Source organism: Candidatus Caldatribacterium saccharofermentans (assembly GCF_050267035.1).
Taxonomy (GTDB): domain Bacteria; phylum Atribacterota; class Atribacteria; order Atribacterales; family Caldatribacteriaceae; genus Caldatribacterium; species Caldatribacterium saccharofermentans.
In genome coordinates this window covers 961,012-980,844 of the sequence record NZ_CP187957.1, presented here as the reverse complement: position 1 = coordinate 980,844, position 19,833 = coordinate 961,012, and the positions used below count along the sequence as shown (strand labels likewise).

The window sequence follows — 19,833 nt, the reverse complement described above, 5'->3', positions numbered from 1 at the left end:
CTCACACTCCCTGGAGCCGGACGGGCATGAGGACGTACTCAAAGGAGGAAGACGAAGAAATCTTTGCTGGGGAAAGCTCTCCAGAAAGCCCAAGTTCTACCCGTTCATCCTTCATTACCCGCAGGGCCTCAAGGAGGTACCGCACATTAAACGCCACCTTCAGGTGGTCCCCTTCGGTCTCTCCCACCACCTCTTCTTCCGCCACCCCCAGGTCTCCTGTAACCTGAAGCTGCAGCACCCCTCCACCAAAGGCTATCTCAACCACCGGAACTCCAGAGGTCACAAGCGCCACCCGCTCAAGCGCCTCTAAGAGCTCTTGCCTTGAGACCTGAGCCCGGCTCACGAAACTCTGAGGAATCACCTGGAGGTAGTTGGGGTACTCACCCTCAATGAGGGTGGAGAAGAGCACGGTTTCTCCAATCCGGAAGACCACACTGCCGTTTTGGGGGACAAACCGGGTATCCTCCTTTCCCAGAAGGCGCAAAAGCTCTGTCACTGCTTTCTGGGGCAGAACATAGCGGGATTCTTTTTCAACTCCAGAAAGCTCAAGGACATTCCGGCTCAGGCGATGGCCATCGGTGGCGACCACCTCGAAGCGCCCCGGAGCAAAAACAAGGAGCACTCCTGTGAGCACGGGACGCGTCTCGTCCCGAGAAACAGCAAAGTACGTCCGGAGCAGCGCCTCTTTGAAGAGCTCTCCGGGAAGGAGTACCACAAAACCCTCCTCTTCTTGAGGAAAGAAGGGAAAGTCCCCGGGGGGAAACCCCGAAAGCTCAAAGCGGCTCCGGCCACACTGGAGCAGAGCCCTCTCTCCTTCTGTTCTCAACCTCACTTCTCCCTTGAACGTACGAACGATGTTGTAGAGGACCTTCCCCGGGAGCACCGCCTGTCCCCCCTCAAGGATTTCTCCCTGAAAGGTTGCAGTGATGCCCACCTCGAGGTCAGTGGCGGAAAGGCATACCTTATCCCCAGAACTATCCACAAGAATACCCCCAAGAGCCGGGGTCACGGGGCGCGTGGAGACCACCCGATAGACCTTGCTCAAGGCTTCTTTGAAGGTCTGTGCCTCAACCCGAATATCCACACAGGACCCTCCTTCCTCTTCTCCTGTCTTTAAAAAAATCTTTTTTCAGGAGGAGCCGTAGGAGTAAAGGAGAACTCTGTGGAAAAGTCCCCTCTCTCCCTCATCCTCCAAGCTCCCCTCCCTGTGTGCAAGGTGTGGATAAGGTGCTCACTTCTCGGAGCGGATCCGCTCGATAAGTTCCTCGATTTCTCTGGCGAGCTGCGGATTCCTGGTAATGTCTTCTCGAATTTTCTCACAGGCATGCAGCACTGTCGTGTGGTCCCGGCCGCCGAATTCCTCGCCGATTGAGGGGAGTGAGAGGTCTGTAAGCTCTCGGGCAAGGTACATGGCAATCTGACGGGGGTAAGCAATGTCTTTACTGCGCTTCCTGGCCCGGAGCATGCTGGGTTTGAGACCGAAGTGCTCAGCCACCACTCGCTGGATGACGGCTACAGAAACCTTCTGGGTCTCTTTTTTGGGAAAGACGTCCTTCAGAACCTCCTGGGCGACGCTGAGGCTTGGCTTGACGTTGTTGAGGTTGCAGAAAGCGGTGACCCGCACAAGTGCCCCTTCGAGTTCCCGGATGTTGGAGGGAATCTGGTTGGCGATGAAGACGATGACCTCATCAGGGATGTGGATGTCCTCGAGTTCTGCTTTCTTGCGGAGAATGGCGATGCGGGTTTCAAGGTCTGGTGGCTGGATGTCGGCAATGAGCCCCCACTCGAAACGGGAACGGAGGCGGTCCTCAAGGGTTGGAATCTCCTTTGGTGGACGGTCGCTCGTGAGGACAATCTGTTTTGAAGCCTCGTGGAGCGCGTTGAAAGTGTGGAAGAACTCTTCCTGAGTTCGTTCCTTCCCAGCGAGGAACTGGATGTCATCGATGAGGAGGACATCGACGTTGCGGTACTTCTGACGAAATTCCTCGGTTTTGTCGTCACGGATGGCGTTGATGAGTTCATTGGTGAACTTCTCTGAGGAGGCATAGACGATGCGCATGTTTGGGTTTTTATCAAGGATGTAGTGGCCAATGGCATGCATGAGGTGGGTTTTCCCAAGGCCCACGCCTCCGTAAATGAAAAGGGGGTTGTAGGCCCGGGCCGGACTCTCTGCCACAGCCATGGCCGCAGCATGGGCGAATTTGTTGCTGTTCCCAACAACGAACGTCGCAAAGGTGTACTTGGGGTTGAGGTTTGGTCGCTCCCATTCTGGGGGAATCCCCTGGGCTTCGGCGATCTCCTGGGGTTTCCGCAGGATTGAGGGGTCCACGATGAGGCCAATTTCGAGGTTATTGTACGGGAGTCCTGAGACCCGCTGGAAGGCGTACCGGATGAGCTCCAGGTATTTCTGTTCAATTTTCTCCCGGGAGAGTTCTGTAGGAACGGCGAGGACCAAACGCTTCTCAAAAAGGGATACTGGCTGGATGGTTTCCACCCAGGAACGGTACTCGGGGGTGCTCATCTGCTTCTCTAAAAGTGCGAGTGTCTTTATCCACATCTCCCGCAGGGCTTCGAAAGAGATTTTCATAGCGAAACCCCCTACGCAAATCCACAGTCGTCCACAGAGTTATCCACAGTTTCTCCCTCCACCGAAAAAACAGCAAAAAGAGGAGAAAAGAAAAGGACTTTCCCCGTTTTCTTTCCCCTTACCTCTTCGATGAACGGTGCGTGACTCCCTTGCGTGCGTCCTAATTTAACCACAAAAATTGGTTCGGGGCAAGTTATCCACAGCTTGTGCACAGCTGTGGATAACTTTGAGAAGCGAAAAATCCTCGTGTGATGAGGAAGAGAAACTGCACCAGAAATTGTTATCCACAGGATTCCAGAGAAGGATTTCGCCTGCTTTTGTGGACAAAGATGGAGGCCTTTCAGTACACTGAAAGAGGAGGTGGAAATGTTGAAGAGAGTTCCTCCAAGCACGGTGCAGCGCCTGGTGCTCTGCTATTCTCTGGCAAGAAGAGCTCTGGATCGAGGGGAAGCATACCTCAAGAGTCAGGACATTGCTGCCCTCCTTCGGGTCGACGAAACCCAGATTCGCAAGGACATGGCCATGGTGGGTATTGGGGGAGTGCAGAAACGGGGATATCCTGTAGAGGCCATAGTCCGCAGGCTCGAGGACCTCTTTGCGCTACAAGTGGAGAAGCTCTCCGCCCTCATCGGGGTGGGGAATCTCGGTCGGGCACTTCTGAACTATCCGGGGTTTTCGAGATACGGAGTGCGGATTGTCTGCGCCTTTGATACGGATCCTGAGAAGGTTGGAAGAGAAATCGGCGGCGTTCTCGTTTACCCCCTTGAAGCCCTGGAGGAGGTCATCCCCCATTTTGGGGTGCGAATGGCCATCCTCGCCATTCCTCCCCACAGCGCTCAGGAGGTTGTGGACATCCTCGTTAGTCTTGGGGTTCGGGGCATCTGGAACTTCTCTTCGGCGCTCCTTCGGGTTCCCGAGGGTGTAGCGGTGCGGAATGAATGCCTGGAAAGCGGGCTCTTGCTCCTTCTCCATGAGATGCGGGGGGATGGTCGTGTACCTTTTCCGGAGAAGTGACTGGCTCTCGTTCATCGCCGTGGGCGTGGTTTTGGGAATACTCTTCGTTTTCCGGTACGTGCCCTTTGAGGGGAAAGGGCAGGAACGCTACACTGTGGTTATCGAAAGTGAGAAGGGAAGAATGGAGATTCCCGTCACCCCTCAGGACGACCGGGAGATTGTCGTCTCCGGACCCCTGGGGAAGACCATCGTGGCCATTCGAAGAGGAAAGGTCTTTGTGGTGACCTCTCCCTGCCCTGACAAGGTGTGCGTCAAAACTGGGAAAATTCCCGATGATACCTCCTTCATCGCCTGCATCCCAAACCGGGTCATCATCCGACTTGCGCGTTAGAACCGCCCGAGTTCTCCAGCCATGAAGTGGTCAAGCACGAGTGATGCCGCCCCAAGAAGCGTCACATCCTCCCCCCACCGGGAGTAGAGGAGCTGGGGCGTGATGTACTCCCGGTAGAGCAGGCGTTCTTCGAGGACCTGACGGATGGGCCGGTCGATGAACTCCCGGGCCAAAGAGGCCTCCCCACCGATGACCACGAGTTCCGGGTCGTAGAGGTTGATGAGATTCACCACTCCTACACCGATGTACCGGCCAAGCTGGGTGAGGAGCTGCACGCAGGCCTCGTTATCTTTCTGGGCCCCTTCGACGATGTGGCGGAAGGTGAGCTGTTCTCCACGCTCAAGAAAAGATCGGAAGTACGGTTCCCCTCCAAACCACCCGATTTCCCTGGCCTTCTCCACAATCTTCTGAGTGCTGCAGTAAAGCTCAAGACACCCGTAGTTCCCGCACACGCACCGCGGGCCAAAGATATTGATGCTTGTGTGGCCCACTTCTCCAGCCTTGCGGTGCTTCCCCTGGTAGATTTTCCCGTCGATGAGGACTCCTGCCCCCACGTCCTCTCCCACCATGAAGTACACCATGTTCTGGACTTCTTTAGCGCTGCCACACCAGGTTTCGTGGAGACACGCTGCATCGGCGTTGCTCATCATGAAGATGGGGAGGTCGTATTCCCGGAGGTACTTCCTGAGGTCAAGGCTTCTGTGGAGGAGGAAGGTTGAATGGGCAAGGATGGTGCAGGTTTCGGTATCCACGGGCCCCGGGGCACTCACGCCAATCCCGAGGATGAGACTCAGGGACTGGGTGGCGTACTCGAGAACGTGGATGAATTCTTTCTGGAGTTCTAAGAGGGCGGTGTCGGTGTCCTCAAGGAGGCTGTAGCGGGAATCCCGGCGAAAGAGGATGTTGGGCCCAAGGTCGGTCAGGGCGATGGAGAATCCCTGACGGGTGAAGGTGATGGCGATGATGTAGAAGGCCTGGTCGTTGACAGAAAGGAGGATGGGTTTCCGCCCGGTTCTCGTCTCGGAGGGTCCAATTTCCCGGACGAGGTTTGAGGCAAGGAGATCGTTGATGATATTGGTGATGGTGGGCTGGGTGAGGCCGGTGATGCGAGCCAGCTCAATCCGCGAAAGTGGTCCCCGCTTCTTGAGAAGCTGCAGCACGAGCGACCGGTTTTTAATCTTGACGTCTGTGAGGTTGTCCCCAACCCAGGTGTTCTTTGGCATGGCGCTCTCCTTCTCCATTATATCCCTGCCTCTTGAGAGAAACAACGCGGATACTCTCCCAGAGCTGCTCCCACTCTTCAAGGGTCAGGTCTTCGGCCCGTTTCCCCAAAAGCTCAGAGACAGGAGCTTTTCCCTGGGGAATCACGGAACGAAGGATTTTCCGGCGATGACGGAAAACCTCCCGGACGAAGCGGAAAAAGGGAATAACGTCCTGAGGGAGGTCTTTTCGGCGCCGGCCAAGGAGGACGAGGGAGTAGACCCTTGGCGGCGGTCGAAAGGCCTGGGGAGGAACCACAAGGAGTCTTTCTGTGGAGAAGAGCCGGGCAAGACCCACCGAAAGGCAATTCCCCTTGCCCTTTGGAGGCAGGGAGAGGAGCTTTTCGCCGAATTCGTACTGTACCGTCACCACAAACCGTTCCCAGAGGAGTTCCGGAGTGGTTTCAAGAAGGAGCACGAAGAACGCCGCAGAAATCCCATAGGGGAGGTTGGCGATGCACTTTCTGGTCGTTTCGGGGAAGGTCCGAAGAAGGGACACAAGGTCCACCTGTAAGATATCCTCCTGGTACAGAGCTACATGGGGGCAGACTCCAAGCCGTTCCTTTGCCCGGGAGAAGAGTAAAGGATCAACCTCAAAACTCACGACCCGTCCCGCTTTCTGCGCCAGACGCTCGGTGAGTACTCCCTCTCCCGCTCCAACCTCAAGGACGAGATCCCGGGGGCTCAGTTCTCCGGCCTCCACAATGGCAGAGAGAACCCTCTCATCAACAAGAAAGTGCTGCCCCAGGCGAGTTCTGCGCATCGTTCAAGGTTTTTTCTTATTCTCCTGCGCAGAGGCAAGGTGGTCCGGGAAGAAATAATCGCAGCGGTCCACGGGCTGCGTCCGTTCTTTCTGTTCTCCCAGAAGGCACCGGTAAATTCCCCGTTCCCGGAGAATCGGATCACAGTGACGGCACACCTGACACAGACCTTCAGGGTTGTACAAGGTCTCTCACCCCCTTCCGTCAAGGTCTGACCAGTCAACATTTTGAACCTCAACATGCACACGGGAGGGCACAATGCCGAGGCGCGAACAGAGCGCGTCAAAGACACTTTTCTGCACTCGCTGGGCCACCAGGAAAAAGGATGGGGCAGAGGCACTCACGGTGATCCTGAGGCGAACCACAAGGTCCTGGGCCTCCAGGGGAACCTTTTCCCCGTGAGGGAGAGCATCTTCTCCCCGGAAGAGCTCCACCGCCTTCAGGAGGCGCTCGAAATCATCTCGCACGCCCTCAATATGGACAGCTGCCCGGGCAGCGACCTCGGCGATGGTGGTGGTGCTCAGGCGAATGAAGCCCGGGCTTTTCTCGGTATTCATCGCTTCACTCCTTGAAGCCTTGAGAAGACGTACTCCACAGCCTCTTCAGCGTTCTCAAAAGAGGGGAAGAAGTCTTTCTTGCCCCGGTGGTCCTCAATCTTCCAGGTGTGGACACCGGCGAGGATTTTTCCCAGGCGAAGGGCGAGGGCAATTTCGCTCAGGGTTCCTGCTTGACCTCCACAGGCGATGAGCGCTGACGATGCAGAGACAATAACGAAATTCCGCGCTTCTCCAAGTCCTGTGGCGATGGCGAAATCCACAAAGGGATTGGCGTCATCAGGGGAGGATCCGGGGAGAATACCAATGGTGATGCCACCGGCTTCTCTGGCACCCCGGCAAGCCGCTTCCATTACCCCACCCAGTCCTCCGCAGAGCAGGACCCCTCCACGCTCAGCAATGCCTCTCCCCACGCGGTACGCCAGGGTGAGGAGCGGTTCTTCTGGTGCATGCTGCCCAATGACACCAATGTACCACTTAGGTTTCGTAGCCAAGGTATTTCTTGAGGTCATCGGGTTTCAGGTTCTCGAGGAACTGGCGGAACTCTTCGATCTCTTTATCGTCAATCTCTCCCATGGCAACTGTTGTTGAACTGCGGATTTCCTCAGAGATGTAGATGGGAGCCCCCATGCGCAGAGACAGCGCGATGCCATCGCTTGGGCGGGCATCCACGGTCACTTCCCGGCCGTCGATTTTGAGGTAGAGGAGCGCGTAGAAGGTATTATCGACAATTTTGGTGATGACGACCTTTTCGAGTTCCCCTCCCATGCTCCGGATGACCGAAGCCATGAGGTCATGGGTGAGCGGGCGGGGAGTCTGAACTCCCTGGAGACCAAGGAGTATTGCCTGCGCCTCGAAAAGGCCAATCCATATGGGAAGGCTCCGCTTTTCCTCCTCATCAACGAGGATGACGACGGCCATGGCGCTTTTCTGGTCGAACATGAGACCCTGGACCTTCATCTTCAGCATGGCGCTCACGCCCTTTCACCTATATTATACCCCCGCTTCGATTTTTCTCAATTTGCTTTTTTGCCCAACCATTCCCTGTGCCATTCCAGGCGGTTTCTCCTGTCATCCGGGCCATGGACACCCCCTTTTGTCGCTCTGAAGCCCCAACCCCTTCTTCTTTCCGAAGCCACAGCCCTTTTCCCGTCTTTCCAAAGCACATCTCCTTTGTCCTTCCGAGCCGTATCCTCCTTTGTCCTTCCGAGCCGCGAAGCGGCGAGGAATCCCCGAGACTGCTTCGCAAACGAAACTACGAGCTCGCAGTGACAAAAAAGGACGAAACCACGACCCCGCAGTGATACCAGTGGGGTCACGCAGGTGAAAAAGCCTCAGATTCTCAAAAAAGAGATTTCCCCGGGTGGAAAAGCAGGTCCGCAATGACACAGTAGAGGAGGCTACTACAAGCAGAGTGCCTTTAAGAAACGCATGAGAGAGACTTTCCGGTAACGGGGGCAGAAAGCAAAAACCAGAACCCGTAAAGGGGGAGAAGAAGGATGTAGCGGCCAGGGCAACGGAAGGAGTCTCAACGGACACGTTTTCTGCGGCTTTTGATGTCCTTCACCACCTCCTGAACGGTCAGCCCTCCAAGCCACTCCTCGCGGTCCCTGGTGTAGTCGCCGCTCCCTCTTGCAAACTGCTGCAGGAAGCGGGCCATTCCCACCGGGCCCAGAGCCTCCCTCAGCGCTTCAAGGCCTCTCTCCCGAATCTCGGCTGGCGTCATCCTCTGCAGAGCCACCTGTCGTCACCTCCATTAACCACAGGACAGGGTTCTCAACCCTCACACGCAAATCACCCTGGATCTTTCGGGCGGTACTGAGCATTCGGTCGTCGGTGGTGAGGAGCACCCGGGCACCCCCTGCCTCGGCACAGGCGATGTGCAAAGCATCGAGGGCCTTAAACCCGAGTCGCTCAAGTTCCTGAGCACGGACCTGCACTGGCCGGTTCACCTTCTGCCGGGCCCGGGCAACGGAAGCAAGAAGGAACACCCTGTACCTCCTTTCTTCATCAGGAATGCGAGAAATCTCATAATCCATAACTTCACTCCCCAGAAGCTGCCATTCCCCGGCCTGACAGCGCTCCAGAATAAGCAGCACCGCTTCGGCTTCCAGGCGAATACGCTCCTGCGACTGGTCGTCAAAGGGCCTATTTAGGCAGCATACGTCAAGGTAGACGAGCATCGTCTCCTTCGAGTGGGTATCGCTTTTTATTGGAATCCCCGAATGCCCCGCACCATGACCTCCCCCAGCAAGTACTATACCAGAAGGACAGGGTTTTGCAATTCCTGTGAAAGCTTCCTCACCGAAAAGCAATACTTTCACCGCTTTTGCCGGCCAGGATCCCACCGTGCGCTTACTGGGCCGGCACTCGGACGACCTTGCGGAGATACCCGGGAGAGGAGGATGCCTCCTTATGCAGAGGGTCTTGAGCACTATGAAAATCATGGATTACGAACCCCCGCCGGGGAAGCCCACCCTTTCAAGGGTGGGATGAAAGGCGGGCATCCTTGCTTGGATTGTTAGATATTGCACAGAAAACTAACATTTATGGTATAATAATGCCATGAACGGCAAACGATGGAAGCGATCAGCTACAACAGTATATAACATCGGCTACCACCTCATCTGGTGCCCTAAGTACCGGCGCAAAGTGCTGGTAGGTGAGGTGGCTGAGCGGTTGAAGGAACTGCTGCTCCAAAAAGCCCGGGAAATTGGAGTGGAGATTGCTCAGATGAAGGTCATGCCGGATCACATTCATCTATTTGTGAAATCCGACCCTACCAACAGCCCTCATTTTATCGTCAACCAACTGAAAGGTTATACTTCCAGGATGTTAAGAAAAGAGTTTCCTTCCCTGAAAAGCCGGCTTCCATCCCTGTGGACGCGCTCGTACTACTGTGAGTCGGTAGGACACATATCGGAAGAAACCATCAGGAAGTACATTGAGGACCAGAAAGGAAAGTAACTATTATGACCAGGGCTGAGAGGATAAAAAATACTCTTCAGAAGACGAAACAGCGCAGAAAGGCCCAAAGGCCCGTTGTGTACGAGCTGAAACTCCAGAACCTTTCTAAAAGGAAAACTGAGGCGCTCAGAAAGGCATTTCTTGAGGCAAAGTGGCTGTACAACTGGTTGATATCGGACGCTGAGCGGCTGAACATTCCCGCCAACAAGGTAAGCATTGTCGACGTCAAGATCGGGGACACCTATGAACAAAGGGAACTGGCTGTTCTGGGTTCCCAGATTAAGCAGGAGATAGCGGATCGGCTCAAAGACAACTTCCGTACGCTCAAGAAGCTGAAGGAAAACGGCCACAAAGTCGGAACACTGAAACACAAAAGGTTTGTCAATTCGATACCGCTCAAGCAGTACGGCGTGACATACAGTTTAGACTTTGCCCGGAACAGGGTGAGGATTCAGAAGCTGGGAAAGTTCCGCGCATTGGGCCTGTGCCAGATACCTGCTGAGGCGGAGATAGCGAACGCCGTCCTGGTCCAAAAGCCCAGCGGCTACTACCTGCACGTGACGTGCTACCTCCCGAAAAACAGCCATGGTTCCCAAAATCCAATCGGCAGTGCAGTCGGGATTGATTTCGGTGTCAATTCAAAGCTGACGTTATCTAACGGCCTGAAGATAGATTTTGAGGTCCGCGAAACGCCGAGGTTAAAACGTTTGCAGAGGAAGCTGGCCAGGTCGCAAAAAGGTTCCAGGAACAGGGAGAAAATCCGGTTTCTTCTGAGGAAAGAATACGAAAAACAGAATAACAGGCGCAGGGACGCCCAGAACAAGGTTCTGGCATTTTTAAAACTGTGTGATGCGGTAGTTTTTCAGGACGATAATGTAAAAGGGTGGGCGAAACTCTTCGGCAGGCAGGTCCACTCCTCGGGGATAGGCGGACTGAAGTCAAGGTTGAGGGCCAGCCTTGAGACGGCTATCTCCGTGAACAGGACGGAGACCACCACCGGTGAGTGTTTCGTCTGCGGAAAGGAACACCGACTTTCCCTTTCGGACAGGGCAATTGAGTGCAGCTGCGGATGGAAGTGCGACAGGGATGTGAACGCCGCACTTGTCATTCTGAGAAAGGGGCTTGGCCTGGACCCTGAACAGGCCGTAGGGCTGGACCGGCCCGAACTGAAGCCTCCGGAGAGGGAGGCCGCTGCGCGGATACTGGGGAGCAGCCCCTACATTCGCGTAAGCTTCCCTCAATGAAAGAGGAAGCCCACCCCTTCAGGGGTGGGAGGAGGTCACCGGGGTCCTGCGGTCACGACATAAGCTCCCGGCAGGCGGCTACAATGTCCTCGACCTGAGGGACAATCCGACGCTCAAGGTGCGGATTGTAGGGTGGGGGCATCTCCAGTCCCCCAAGGCGCATGACGGGAGCGTCAAGGTCATCGAAGGCCTTCTCGGCGATGAGGGCGGCGATTTCTGCCCCGAAAGCCCCAAAGCGAGGGGGCTCGTACACCACAAGTGCCCTGTGAGTTTTCCGGACGGACTCGAGGACGACCTCCTCATCAAGAGGACGGAGGGTCCGCACGTCCACAACCTCAACGTCAATCCCCTCCCGGGAGAGAATCTCCGCCGCCTCAAGGCTTCTTCTGACCATGAGGGAATAGGTCACGATGGTGAGGTCCTTTCCTCGTCTTTTAACCTCCCCAACCCCCAGGGGGATAACGTACTCTTCTTCAGGGACCGGTCCTTTTACACGGTAGAGGAGCTTGTGTTCCACGAAGATCACGGGGTTATCGTCTCTGATAGCGCTTTTGAGGAGTCCTTTAGCGTCATAAGGTGTTGCGGGGGCAACGACCTTGAGCCCGGGGACATGGGTGAACCAGGACTCGAGGCTTCCGGAGTGGTGTCCTGCGGCTCCGGTGCCGGATCCCGCAGGAGAGCGGACCACAATGGCCACCTTTGCCTTTCCTCCGAACATGAAGCGGATTTTGGCTGCCTGGTTCACTATCTGGTCGGCGCAGAGCGTCATGAAGTCGAAGAACATGATTTCGGCCACCGGCCGCATCCCTAAAAGTGCAGCGCCTATGGCTGCACCAGCAATGGCGGCTTCAGAAATCGGGGTGTCGATCACCCGTTCCTCCCCAAACTCCTCAAGGAGCCCCTGGGTGACGCCAAAGGCCCCACCGTACATCCCGATGTCCTCACCGATGAGGAACACCGAGGGGTCTTTCCGCATTTCTTCCCTGAGGGCCTCCCGTATGGCCTCGGCGTAGGTGATTTCCCGCTCAGGCATAGACCAGTCGCCTCGCTTCCTCTATGGTCAGCTCCGGGCTTTCTTCGGCAAAACGCACCGCCTCTTCGATGAGTTCCTCGGCTTTTTTCTCAAGGTCTCTCAGGGTTTCCTCGGGAACGCCTTCGCCGAGGAGGTGTTCCCGGAAGCGCTTTATGGGGCAGCGCTCCATCCACATCCTCACTTCCTCTTTTGTTCGGTACACCCCCTTATCGCTTTTGGAATGCCCCCTGAAACGGTAAGTCCGGGCCTCAATGAGCGTCGGTCCTTCACCTTTTCGGGCTCGTTCCACGGCTTCTTTCGTGGCCTCGTACACTGAAAGAACATCCATTCCGTCAACTGTGACCCCGGGAATGCCGTAACCCTTTGCCCGCTCGGCGATGTCGGGGATGGCGAAGGCTTTCTTTACTGGAAAGGACATGGCGTAGAGGTTATTCTCACACAGAAAGACCACCGGGAGCTTGAAGACCGCCGCCAGGTTCACGGCCTCGTGGAACGCTCCGGTGTTGGCCGCTCCGTCTCCGAAAAAGCACAGAACGACCCGGTTGTTTTTCTGGAGCTTGCACGCCAGGGCCGCCCCAGCAGCAATGGGGATAGCCGACCCCACAATGCCCGTGGCGCCGAGGTTCCCCCCTTCAAGGTCGGCGATGTGCATGGATCCCCCAAGCCCCAGGCAGTACCCTGTGGCCTTCCCCATGAGCTCGGCCATCATCTTCCTGACGTCAGCGCCCTTGGCGATGCAGTGCCCATGGCCCCGGTGGGTTGAAGTGATGTAGTCCTCAGGGCGCAGGGCAAAGCAGGCCCCTGTGGCCACGGCCTCTTCGCCGATATAGAGGTGGAACGTCCCCCAGATTTTCCCCGCCATGTAGAGCTCCTCCGCTTTTTCTTCAAAGCGGCGGATGCAGAGCATCGTGAAGTACATTCTGAGTTTTTCGTCAACGCTGAGCATGACCCTCGCCTCTTTTTGAGCAATTTCTCAAATTCATTTGACCACAAAGCGTTCGTTTCCATTATAGCGAGGCAAAAGAGAGAAGCAAGCCGTTTGGGTATTTTTTCTCCCCCATGGTTTTCACGACCCAGACCCGGGGGTTCGGATTTTCTGGCGTCCCGGGCCTGGTATAATGGTGGCAGGAGTTTGCTGGGGGTTGAGAGGTTGCCTCAGGAGGCATCTGAGAAACTTCTGAGTTTCCGGGATTTTCGGCTTTCGGGGTCCCTCTGGGTGGTGCTGTGTGTCGCCCTGGCCCTGCGGTTGCTCTTTGCCTTTGCGGTCTTTGGGTTTCCCCCGGATATTGCCTGCTTTGAGGGCTGGGCAAAGCAGGCGGCAGAAGTCGGGCTTTCCCGCTTCTACTTCGGGGAGATGTTCGCCGACTATCCCCCAGGGTACATCTATGTCCTCTTTCTCCTCGGCCACCTGAAAAGGCTCTTGCATCTTCGGGATTTCTCCCCTCCCTCCCTTGTCCTCCTGAAGCTCCCCGCCATTTTGGCGGATCTCGCCCTGGCGGTGCTCCTTTTCGCTCTGGCCAGGAAGCGCCTGGGAGAGCCCCGGGCGGAGTTCCTCTTTGCTGCCTTTGCCCTGAACCCGGCCGTGGGCCTTGATTCGGCTCTGTGGGGGCAGGTGGATGCCGTCTTCGTCCTCCCCCTTCTTCTTGGGGTACTTTTTCTGCTTGAGCAGAGAATTGAGCTTTCGGCGATTTTTTTCGCCCTGGCTCTCCTCATAAAGCCCCAGACCCTCATGTTCTCCCCGCTGTGGCTTTGGGCTTTTCTTGAGCGGAGGAGCCTGGCCGTTGTCCTCCGGAGCGTCCTCCTGGGCCTTGGGGTTTTTGTGCTCCTCTCGCTTCCCTTTTCGCTTTCCCGGGTTCTTGGCATCTACCGGGGTGCTGTGGGGTCGTACCAGTACGCCACCCTCAACGCCTTCAATCTTTTCGCCCTCCTTGGGGGCAACTGGGTGCCGGATGCCCGGAAGGTCCTTTTCCTTTCCTTCCGGGAGTGGGGGTACGTGGCGGTGGGGGCGATTGTGGTGCTGTCGGCGTTCCTCTTTTTCCGGGAGAAAACGGAGGAGCGTTTCCCCGTGGTGGCGCTTTTCCTCGCCTTTGCGACTTTTCTCTTTGTGCACCGGATGCACGAGCGGTACCTCTTCCCGGCCTTAGTCTTTGCGCCCCTCTGGTACGTTTTCCGGCCATGCAGGGAGGTTCTCATCCTCTTTTTTGGCCTGAGCGCCACGTTTTTTGTGAACGTCGGCCTCATTCTCCTTTACGGCTTTTTCGGGACGTACCACTTCCCCCGCACCGACTGGCGGCTTCTTCTCGTTTCCGGGGTGAATCTTGTCCTCTTTGCCTTTTTCCTCTTTCTGGTGTTCCGAAAAACTCCCGGGAAAGGAGCGATCCAGACCCCATGACGAGGAAACCCCTTTTCTTCCTCCTTGCGCTTTCTCTTTTCTCGCTGCTTGTTTCCCTGTACCGCCTCGGTTCTCGGGATGTCCCAAAGACTTTCTGGGAGCCTCAGGGTGTGGGTGAGACCGTTCTTGTTGACCTGGGGGAGACCCGCAGCGTAGGACGAATCTCGTGCTTTTTCGGTCTTCCCCGGGAGAGCACATACCGCATCGAGTACTCCGAGGACGGGGTGACCTGGAGGAAGGGGCCAGAGATGAAACCCGACTGGGTCTTCCGGTGGGAACACGTTGATGGCCCTTTTTCTGGCCGGTACTTTAGAATCGTCGTGGAGCACCCCCGGGGGATGCTCGGGGAGGTGGCCTTCTTTGAGGCAGGAAGTTCCCGTCCCCTCCCCATTGCCTCGGTAACCGCTCTTTCTGCTTCAGAGGGGTACGAACGCCTGTTCGATGAGCAGGCTATCGCCCAGTATGAACGCTCATACCTCACCGGGACGTACTTTGACGAGATTTACCATGCCCGCACGGCCTTCGAGCACCTGCACCGTCTCCCTCCGTATGAGTGGACCCATCCGCCCCTGGGGAAACTCATCATCGCCCTGGGAGTGGCCCTCTTCGGGATGAACCCTTTTGGGTGGCGCATCATGGGGGTGGTCTTTGGGACGCTCCTTGTCCCCGTGGTGTTCTTTCTGGCCCGCCTCTTTGTGGAAGAACGGTACGCCCTCTTTGCCGCGGCCCTTTTCGCCTTCGACTTCATGCGCTTTGTGCAGGCCCGGATTGCCACCATCGACACCTATGTGGTGTTTTTCGTGCTCCTTGCCTTCCTCTTCCTCTTCCGGTACTTTCTCCACGGTGCCGAGGACCGGGAGGGATTGCGGCTGCTTTTCCTCTCCGGGCTTTTCTTTGGGCTCGGGGCGGCGACGAAGTGGACAGCTGTGTACGCCGGCCTCGGGATGGCGGTGCTCTTTTTCGTCCATCACGGGCTTCGTGCAAGGAAAAACCCTCTCCACGGGAGGCACTTCCTGCGACGGGTCCTCCCTTTCTCGATGCTCTTTTTCCTCTTCATCCCCGCCTGCCTGTACTTCCTCTCCTACATCCCGTACCTTCTCGTTCCAGGGCATTCCTTGCGGGATATTTTCCGTTACCAGCTCTCCATGTACCGCTACCACCACGACCTCAAGGCAACACACCCCTTCGCCTCCCCCTTCTGGGAGTGGCCGGTCATGGCCCGGCCCATCTGGCTCTACAAGGGGGAAGGGCTCCCGAAGGGGTACATCTCAAGCATTGTGTCCTTTGGCAATCCGGCTCTGTGGTGGATTGGAGGAATTACGGTCCTTTTTGCCCTCGTGACGCCGGCATTCCTGAAAAGGCAGGGAGTTTTCTGGATCCTTGTGGCCTTCTTTTCGCAATACGTTCCCTGGATTTTTGTCCCCCGCATCACCTTCATCTACCACTACTATGGATGCGTGCCCTTTCTGGCGGTGCTCCTTGGAGTGTTCTTCGCCTGGCTGGAAGAGGACAACCCCGAAGCCAGGATATGGCGGTGGGTGCTCCTTGGTGGTGCGGTGGCGCTTTTTGTCCTTTTCTATCCCATTCTCTCGGGTCTACCCGTAAGCAGAGCGTATGTGGCCCGGTTCCTGCGCTGGTTCCCCAGCTGGACCTTTTTCTCGGGAGGGGAGTAGGGTGGCAGGTGTTCGTTTTTCCGTCGTTATTCCGGTCTTCAACGAGGAGGAGGTATTGCCGGAGACGTACCGTCGCCTCACCGGGGTCATGGAGGAGCTCTCCGAGCCCTATGAACTCATCTTCGTGAACGATGGGAGCAGGGACAGAAGCCCCGAAATCCTCGACGACCTTGCCCGGAAAGACCCCCGGGTGCGGGTCATCCACTTCTCCCGGAACTTCGGCCATCAGGCGGCCATCACCGCCGGGATGGACTATGCCCGGGGAGAGGCGGTGATTGTCATCGACGCCGACCTCCAGGACCCCCCCGAGGTCATCCCGGAGATGGTGGCAAAATGGCGGGAAGGGTATGAAGTCGTCTACGGGAAGCGAGCAAAGCGGGAAGGGGAAACCTTCTTCAAGCGCTTCACCGCTTCCTTCTTCTACCGTTTCCTTCGCGCCATGACCGATATCGACATCCCCCTGGATACAGGAGACTTCCGCCTCATGGACCGGAAAGTGGTCGAGGTCATGAGGCTTTTGCGGGAGAAGAACCGTTTCATCCGGGGCCTGGTCGCCTGGGTCGGCTTTCGCCAGGCGGCTTTAGAGTACGTCCGGCACAGGCGTTTTGCGGGGACGACGAAGTACCCACTCCGGAAGATGCTGAAGCTCGCCTGGGATGGCATCACGGCCTTCTCCAACAAACCCTTAAAGATTGCCGCTTACCTTGGTTTCGCCCTGTCTTTTCTGAGTTTTGTGTACCTTCTCGTCATCGTTGTGACGAAACTCCTTGGGAAGAGCACCGTCCCCGGGTGGGCTTCTTTGGCCGTCATCAACCTCTTCTTCAGCGGGATTATCCTCATTATTCTTGGGATTATGGGGGAGTACATCGGGCGGATTTACGACGAGGCCAAGAACCGCCCCCTCTACATCGTGGACCGCACCAGGGGGGTTGACGAAACGCATGAAGAGCCTCCGCACGATTCTTGCTGATGCCTGGCAGTTTGGGAAATTCAGCATCGTGGGAGTCCTCAACACCGCCATCGATTTCGGGGTGTTCATGGTCCTCCATGGGAAGATGGGCCTCTGGTACCCGGTGAGCCAGGTGATTTCCTACTCCTGCGGAATGACGAATAGCTACCTCCTGAACAAATTCTGGACCTTCAAGAGCCGAAGACGTGTGCACGTTGCCGAGGTAGCGAAATTCGTCCTCGTGAACCTCGCTGCTTTAGGTATTGCTCTGGGTCTTCTTGCCCTTTTTCGAGGGAAGTACGCTCTTGGACCGGCGGAGAGCAAGGTCCTTGCCACCCTGGGATCGCTTTCCGTGAATTTTCTGGGGAACAGGCTCTGGGTCTTTCGGGAACGATGACGCAGGATGAACGCTTCATGCGCCTTGCCCTGAAGGAGGCGGAACGGGCCTTTCTGGAGGATGAGGTCCCCGTGGGGGCCTGCATCGTGCGGGAGGGTGTGGTCGTGGCCCTGGGGCACAACCGGAGGGAGAGGACCGACGACGTCACGGCCCATGCAGAAATCGAGGCCATCCGGAAGGCCCAGAGAGTCCTTGGGGACTGGCGCCTGGAGGGCTGTACCCTGTACGTGACGCTTGAGCCCTGCCTCATGTGTGCCGGGGCCATCATCCAGGCCCGCATTGCCCGGCTGGTTTTCGGTGCCCGGGACCCCAAGGGTGGGGTGGCGGGGAGTGTCCTCAACGTCTTTGTCCCCGGCCTTTTCCCGCACAGCGTCTCTGTGACCGGTGGCGTGTGTGCGGAGGAATGCGGTGCCCTCCTTCGGAGGTATTTCCAGGGAAAGCGAAAGTGAAGAGGGGTTTTTTCGAAGGGGAGAGGAGTATATGGCTAGTGTTTCAGGACATGTGGCGCTGGTGACCGGTGGGAGCCGGGGAATCGGCAGGGCCATTTCAGTTTTCCTTGCCCGGGAAGGGGCGAAGGTGGCGGTGAACTACCACCGCCATCGCGAGGCGGCCGAAGAGGTGGTGGCGGAAATCCGAAAAAGCGGAGGAGTGGCCGAAGCCTTCCAGGCCGATGTGCAGAACGCCCGGGAGGTGGAGGCGATGGTGGAGGCCATCGTCAGGACTCTGGGGGCTCCGGATATCCTTGTGGCCAACGCCGGTATAGGAGACCCGGATTACCGGGGGGCCTGGAATCTGAAGGAAGAGGACTGGGACCGGATGATTGCCGTAAACCTCAAGGGGGTGTACCTTGCGGTCCGGGCGGTTCTGCCCTTCATGGTGGAGAAGCGGTGGGGGAGAATTGTGGCCATCGCCTCCACTTCTGGCCTTACAGGAGGGACCTCAGGCATCCACTATGCCGCCTCAAAAGGCGGGGTCATTGCTTTATGCAAGGCCCTGGCTCGGGAATGCGCTTCCTTTGGCATAACGGTGAACGTCGTTGCCCCGAGCAAAATCGACACCGACCTCCTGCACTCGGTCACTCCAGAAGAGCACATCCCCAGGCTCCTTGCGCAGATTCCGGTGGGGAGGCTTGGGCGCCCCGAGGACATCGCCCGGGCGGTGCTCTTTTTCGCCGCCGAAGAGGCCGATTACCTCACCGGTCAGGTCCTCGTGGTCTCCGGGGGGTATGGTTCGTAGTGGTGTGGAGAAGCCTCTTCAGGAGGGTATCGTAGATTGGCCTCGTCCTGAGGAGGTTGGAAGTCCCGAGGGCCACAAGGCACACAAAGACGATGGCCGGGAGGGCGGAGAACGAACCGGTTATTTCGGCGATGAGGACGCTCCCGGTGATAGGGGCCTTGGTGATGGCCGAGAAGTATCCAGCCATCCCCAGGACGATGAGGTTGTCGATGGGAATAGAAGAGGTGCCGACCATTTCCCCCCAGAGGACGCCGAAAATGTTCCCGAGGAGAGCTCCAACGGTAAGGAGGGGGAAGAAAATCCCTCCAGGGGTGGAAGAGGCATAGCTCCAGAGGGTAAAGAGGAATTTCACCCCGCACAGGATGAGCAGCACCTGAACCGGGAAGGTTTCGCAGCCCAGAGCCGCAATGAGCCTGTGCCCTCCTCCAAGTACCTGGGGCAGGAAGAACCCCAGTATACCCGAAGCCACGAAGACCGGGGCTGGGCGGAAAGGAAGGCGAAGCCATCGCCACGAAGATACCCGGTCGGAGACCGCGAGAAGTCCTCGGTTGAAAAGGGCTCCCAGCACCCCCAGGAGTATCCCGAAAAGGAGAAGGACGGGATAGGCCTCAGGACCGAGGGGTCGGATGTGGCCGAAGGGGAGAATCGGCCCCAGGCCGAAGAGGCGCTCGGACACAGCATAGGCTACAACAGAGGCCGTAAGGGAAGCCAGGACAACCACCGAAGAGAACCCCCGGTGGAGCTCCTCCAGGGCAAAGAGCACTCCTGCAAGGGGAGCACCGAAAGAGGCGGCAATGCCTGCCGCTCCTCCAGCAGTCACCCAGAAGGGAATGTCTTTCGGTTTTCTGCGAATTTCACCCCACCCCTTCCCTATCATGGCGCCGATTTGCACCGAGGGCCCCTCTCTCCCCAGAGAAAGACCACCGAAGGCACCGAGGATGCCACCCGCGAACTTCACAAGAAGGATCCGCCACCACACGGCCTGGAGTTTCCCTGAAAGCACGCCTTTCACGTGGGGAATGCCGCTTCCTGCAGCCAGAGGCTCAAGGCGCACCAGGTACCCCACCACCCATCCAAGGAACCCCAAAAACGCCAGCCATGCCAGGGCAAGGAGCACTCTCTCCTGGGCGAGGGTGAGCGCTTGCTCGCTTACGCTCGAGGCCTGCTCAAGGAGGTACCGGTAAAGAACCGTGACCATTCCTGCCACAAAACCCAAAAGCGCCCCTTCTCCAAGACGGGCGATGTGCCTTGTAGGGAACAGAGAAGATGTGCGCATTGTTCATCACCTGCCTGAAAAAGGCCCACAGAGCTGATATTATACCTGAAAGCCCGGGAAAGGGGAGCGGACGAATCGTAAAAGCTTTTGAACCCTTCCTTCATCTCCCTGTAATCTCAATCCTGTATGCTGCATCCAGAACACGTGAAAGGGATTCCGG

Annotated in this window: 23 protein-coding genes; 10 read left to right on the top strand and 13 right to left on the bottom strand. The window is 57.1% G+C overall.

Going from position 1 to position 19,833, the window contains the following annotated elements; all coding sequences use genetic code 11:
- Window position 1: 1 nt before the first annotated feature.
- On the bottom strand, window positions 2-1,084 hold the full coding sequence (gene dnaN, locus ACPT9Q_RS05000) for a DNA polymerase III subunit beta (RefSeq protein ID WP_017872868.1): 1,083 nt from the start codon (window positions 1,082-1,084) through the stop codon (window positions 2-4).
- Window positions 1,085-1,231: 147 nt separating this feature from the next.
- Complete coding sequence (gene dnaA / locus ACPT9Q_RS04995; RefSeq protein ID WP_427366562.1) at window positions 1,232-2,587, bottom strand: chromosomal replication initiator protein DnaA; 1,356 nt, start codon at window positions 2,585-2,587, stop codon at window positions 1,232-1,234.
- 366 nt (window positions 2,588-2,953) lie between these two features.
- Here dnaA and ACPT9Q_RS04990 point away from each other — a divergent pair, with 366 nt between their 5' ends.
- Both ACPT9Q_RS04990 and ACPT9Q_RS04985 read left to right on the top strand, forming a co-directional pair.
- Entirely contained in the window at window positions 2,954-3,601 is a 648-nt protein-coding gene (locus ACPT9Q_RS04990; RefSeq protein WP_017872865.1) for a redox-sensing transcriptional repressor Rex, read from the top strand.
- Window positions 3,573-3,932 carry a NusG domain II-containing protein gene (locus tag ACPT9Q_RS04985; protein ID WP_427366561.1) on the top strand — a complete coding sequence of 120 codons (360 nt, stop codon included), beginning with the start codon at window positions 3,573-3,575 and terminating at the stop codon, window positions 3,930-3,932. Before ACPT9Q_RS04990 ends, ACPT9Q_RS04985 begins: the two co-directional genes overlap by 29 nt.
- Here ACPT9Q_RS04985 and ACPT9Q_RS04980 read toward each other — a convergent pair.
- From ACPT9Q_RS04980 to ACPT9Q_RS04945, 8 genes are all read right to left on the bottom strand, one after another.
- Complete coding sequence (locus ACPT9Q_RS04980; RefSeq protein ID WP_427366559.1) at window positions 3,929-5,173, bottom strand: ROK family protein; 1,245 nt, start codon at window positions 5,171-5,173, stop codon at window positions 3,929-3,931. The genes ACPT9Q_RS04985 and ACPT9Q_RS04980 overlap by 4 nt on opposite strands.
- Window positions 5,106-5,954 carry a 16S rRNA (adenine(1518)-N(6)/adenine(1519)-N(6))-dimethyltransferase RsmA gene (rsmA, locus tag ACPT9Q_RS04975; protein WP_427366557.1) on the bottom strand — a complete coding sequence of 283 codons (849 nt, stop codon included), beginning with the start codon at window positions 5,952-5,954 and terminating at the stop codon, window positions 5,106-5,108. The genes ACPT9Q_RS04980 and rsmA overlap by 68 nt, the downstream gene beginning before the upstream one ends.
- A 3-nt stretch (window positions 5,955-5,957) precedes the next feature.
- Window positions 5,958-6,137: a hypothetical protein gene (locus ACPT9Q_RS04970; RefSeq protein ID WP_017872861.1), complete on the bottom strand. Its 180-nt coding sequence runs from the start codon at window positions 6,135-6,137 to the stop codon at window positions 5,958-5,960.
- Window positions 6,138-6,143: 6 nt separating this feature from the next.
- The gene (locus tag ACPT9Q_RS04965; protein WP_427366556.1) at window positions 6,144-6,509 is read right to left on the bottom strand and encodes an Asp23/Gls24 family envelope stress response protein; all 366 of its coding nucleotides are present in this window, start codon (window positions 6,507-6,509) and stop codon (window positions 6,144-6,146) included.
- The gene (locus ACPT9Q_RS04960) at window positions 6,506-7,018 is read right to left on the bottom strand and encodes a TIGR00725 family protein (protein ID WP_427366555.1); all 513 of its coding nucleotides are present in this window, start codon (window positions 7,016-7,018) and stop codon (window positions 6,506-6,508) included. The genes ACPT9Q_RS04965 and ACPT9Q_RS04960 overlap by 4 nt, the downstream gene beginning before the upstream one ends.
- Window positions 6,984-7,475: a bifunctional nuclease domain-containing protein gene (locus tag ACPT9Q_RS04955; protein ID WP_017872858.1), complete on the bottom strand. Its 492-nt coding sequence runs from the start codon at window positions 7,473-7,475 to the stop codon at window positions 6,984-6,986. Before ACPT9Q_RS04955 ends, ACPT9Q_RS04960 begins: the two co-directional genes overlap by 35 nt.
- A gap of 559 nt (window positions 7,476-8,034) precedes the next feature.
- On the bottom strand, window positions 8,035-8,232 hold the full coding sequence (locus ACPT9Q_RS04950) for a hypothetical protein (protein ID WP_017872855.1): 198 nt from the start codon (window positions 8,230-8,232) through the stop codon (window positions 8,035-8,037).
- Complete coding sequence (locus ACPT9Q_RS04945; protein WP_427366553.1) at window positions 8,198-8,953, bottom strand: PIN domain-containing protein; 756 nt, start codon at window positions 8,951-8,953, stop codon at window positions 8,198-8,200. The genes ACPT9Q_RS04950 and ACPT9Q_RS04945 overlap by 35 nt, the downstream gene beginning before the upstream one ends.
- A gap of 118 nt (window positions 8,954-9,071) precedes the next feature.
- On the opposite strand from ACPT9Q_RS04945, the gene tnpA reads away from it, so the two are divergent.
- Entirely contained in the window at window positions 9,072-9,473 is a 402-nt protein-coding gene (gene tnpA / locus ACPT9Q_RS04940; RefSeq protein WP_427366486.1) for an IS200/IS605 family transposase, read from the top strand.
- A 5-nt stretch (window positions 9,474-9,478) separates the two neighbouring features.
- Window positions 9,479-10,717 (top strand): RNA-guided endonuclease InsQ/TnpB family protein, encoded by a 1,239-nt coding sequence (locus ACPT9Q_RS04935; protein ID WP_427366485.1) that lies wholly within the window; start codon window positions 9,479-9,481, stop codon window positions 10,715-10,717.
- 52 nt (window positions 10,718-10,769) lie between these two features.
- Here the strand turns inward: ACPT9Q_RS04935 and ACPT9Q_RS04930 are convergent, their stop codons facing one another.
- Together ACPT9Q_RS04930 and pdhA are read right to left on the bottom strand one after the other, a co-directional pair.
- Window positions 10,770-11,750: an alpha-ketoacid dehydrogenase subunit beta gene (locus ACPT9Q_RS04930; protein ID WP_427366552.1), complete on the bottom strand. Its 981-nt coding sequence runs from the start codon at window positions 11,748-11,750 to the stop codon at window positions 10,770-10,772.
- Window positions 11,743-12,696 (bottom strand): pyruvate dehydrogenase (acetyl-transferring) E1 component subunit alpha, encoded by a 954-nt coding sequence (gene pdhA, locus ACPT9Q_RS04925; protein WP_427366551.1) that lies wholly within the window; start codon window positions 12,694-12,696, stop codon window positions 11,743-11,745. Before pdhA ends, ACPT9Q_RS04930 begins: the two co-directional genes overlap by 8 nt.
- Before the next feature lie 204 nt (window positions 12,697-12,900).
- Here pdhA and ACPT9Q_RS04920 point away from each other — a divergent pair, with 204 nt between their 5' ends.
- Genes ACPT9Q_RS04920 through ACPT9Q_RS04895 form a run of 6 tightly spaced genes read left to right on the top strand, consistent with a single transcriptional unit; the run spans window position 12,901 to window position 18,397 of the window.
- The gene (locus tag ACPT9Q_RS04920) at window positions 12,901-14,142 is read left to right on the top strand and encodes a glycosyltransferase 87 family protein (RefSeq protein WP_427366549.1); all 1,242 of its coding nucleotides are present in this window, start codon (window positions 12,901-12,903) and stop codon (window positions 14,140-14,142) included.
- A complete protein-coding gene (locus tag ACPT9Q_RS04915) occupies window positions 14,139-15,815 on the top strand; it encodes a glycosyltransferase family 39 protein (protein ID WP_427366547.1) in 1,677 nt (558 codons plus the stop codon). The genes ACPT9Q_RS04920 and ACPT9Q_RS04915 overlap by 4 nt, the downstream gene beginning before the upstream one ends.
- A 1-nt stretch (window position 15,816) precedes the next feature.
- Complete coding sequence (locus tag ACPT9Q_RS04910) at window positions 15,817-16,785, top strand: glycosyltransferase family 2 protein (RefSeq protein ID WP_427366545.1); 969 nt, start codon at window positions 15,817-15,819, stop codon at window positions 16,783-16,785.
- Window positions 16,757-17,161 carry a GtrA family protein gene (locus ACPT9Q_RS04905; RefSeq protein ID WP_017874143.1) on the top strand — a complete coding sequence of 135 codons (405 nt, stop codon included), beginning with the start codon at window positions 16,757-16,759 and terminating at the stop codon, window positions 17,159-17,161. Before ACPT9Q_RS04910 ends, ACPT9Q_RS04905 begins: the two co-directional genes overlap by 29 nt.
- Window positions 17,158-17,610: a tRNA adenosine(34) deaminase TadA gene (gene tadA / locus ACPT9Q_RS04900; protein ID WP_427366543.1), complete on the top strand. Its 453-nt coding sequence runs from the start codon at window positions 17,158-17,160 to the stop codon at window positions 17,608-17,610. The genes ACPT9Q_RS04905 and tadA overlap by 4 nt, the downstream gene beginning before the upstream one ends.
- Window positions 17,611-17,641: 31 nt before the next feature.
- On the top strand, window positions 17,642-18,397 hold the full coding sequence (locus ACPT9Q_RS04895) for an SDR family NAD(P)-dependent oxidoreductase (protein ID WP_427366541.1): 756 nt from the start codon (window positions 17,642-17,644) through the stop codon (window positions 18,395-18,397).
- On the opposite strand, the gene ACPT9Q_RS04890 is transcribed toward ACPT9Q_RS04895, so the two are convergent.
- Window positions 18,354-19,673, bottom strand: coding sequence for a ClC family H(+)/Cl(-) exchange transporter (locus ACPT9Q_RS04890; RefSeq protein ID WP_427366540.1), 1,320 nt, complete (start codon window positions 19,671-19,673; stop codon window positions 18,354-18,356). The two genes, ACPT9Q_RS04895 and ACPT9Q_RS04890, sit on opposite strands and share 44 nt — an antisense overlap.
- Window positions 19,674-19,833 lie beyond the last annotated feature (160 nt).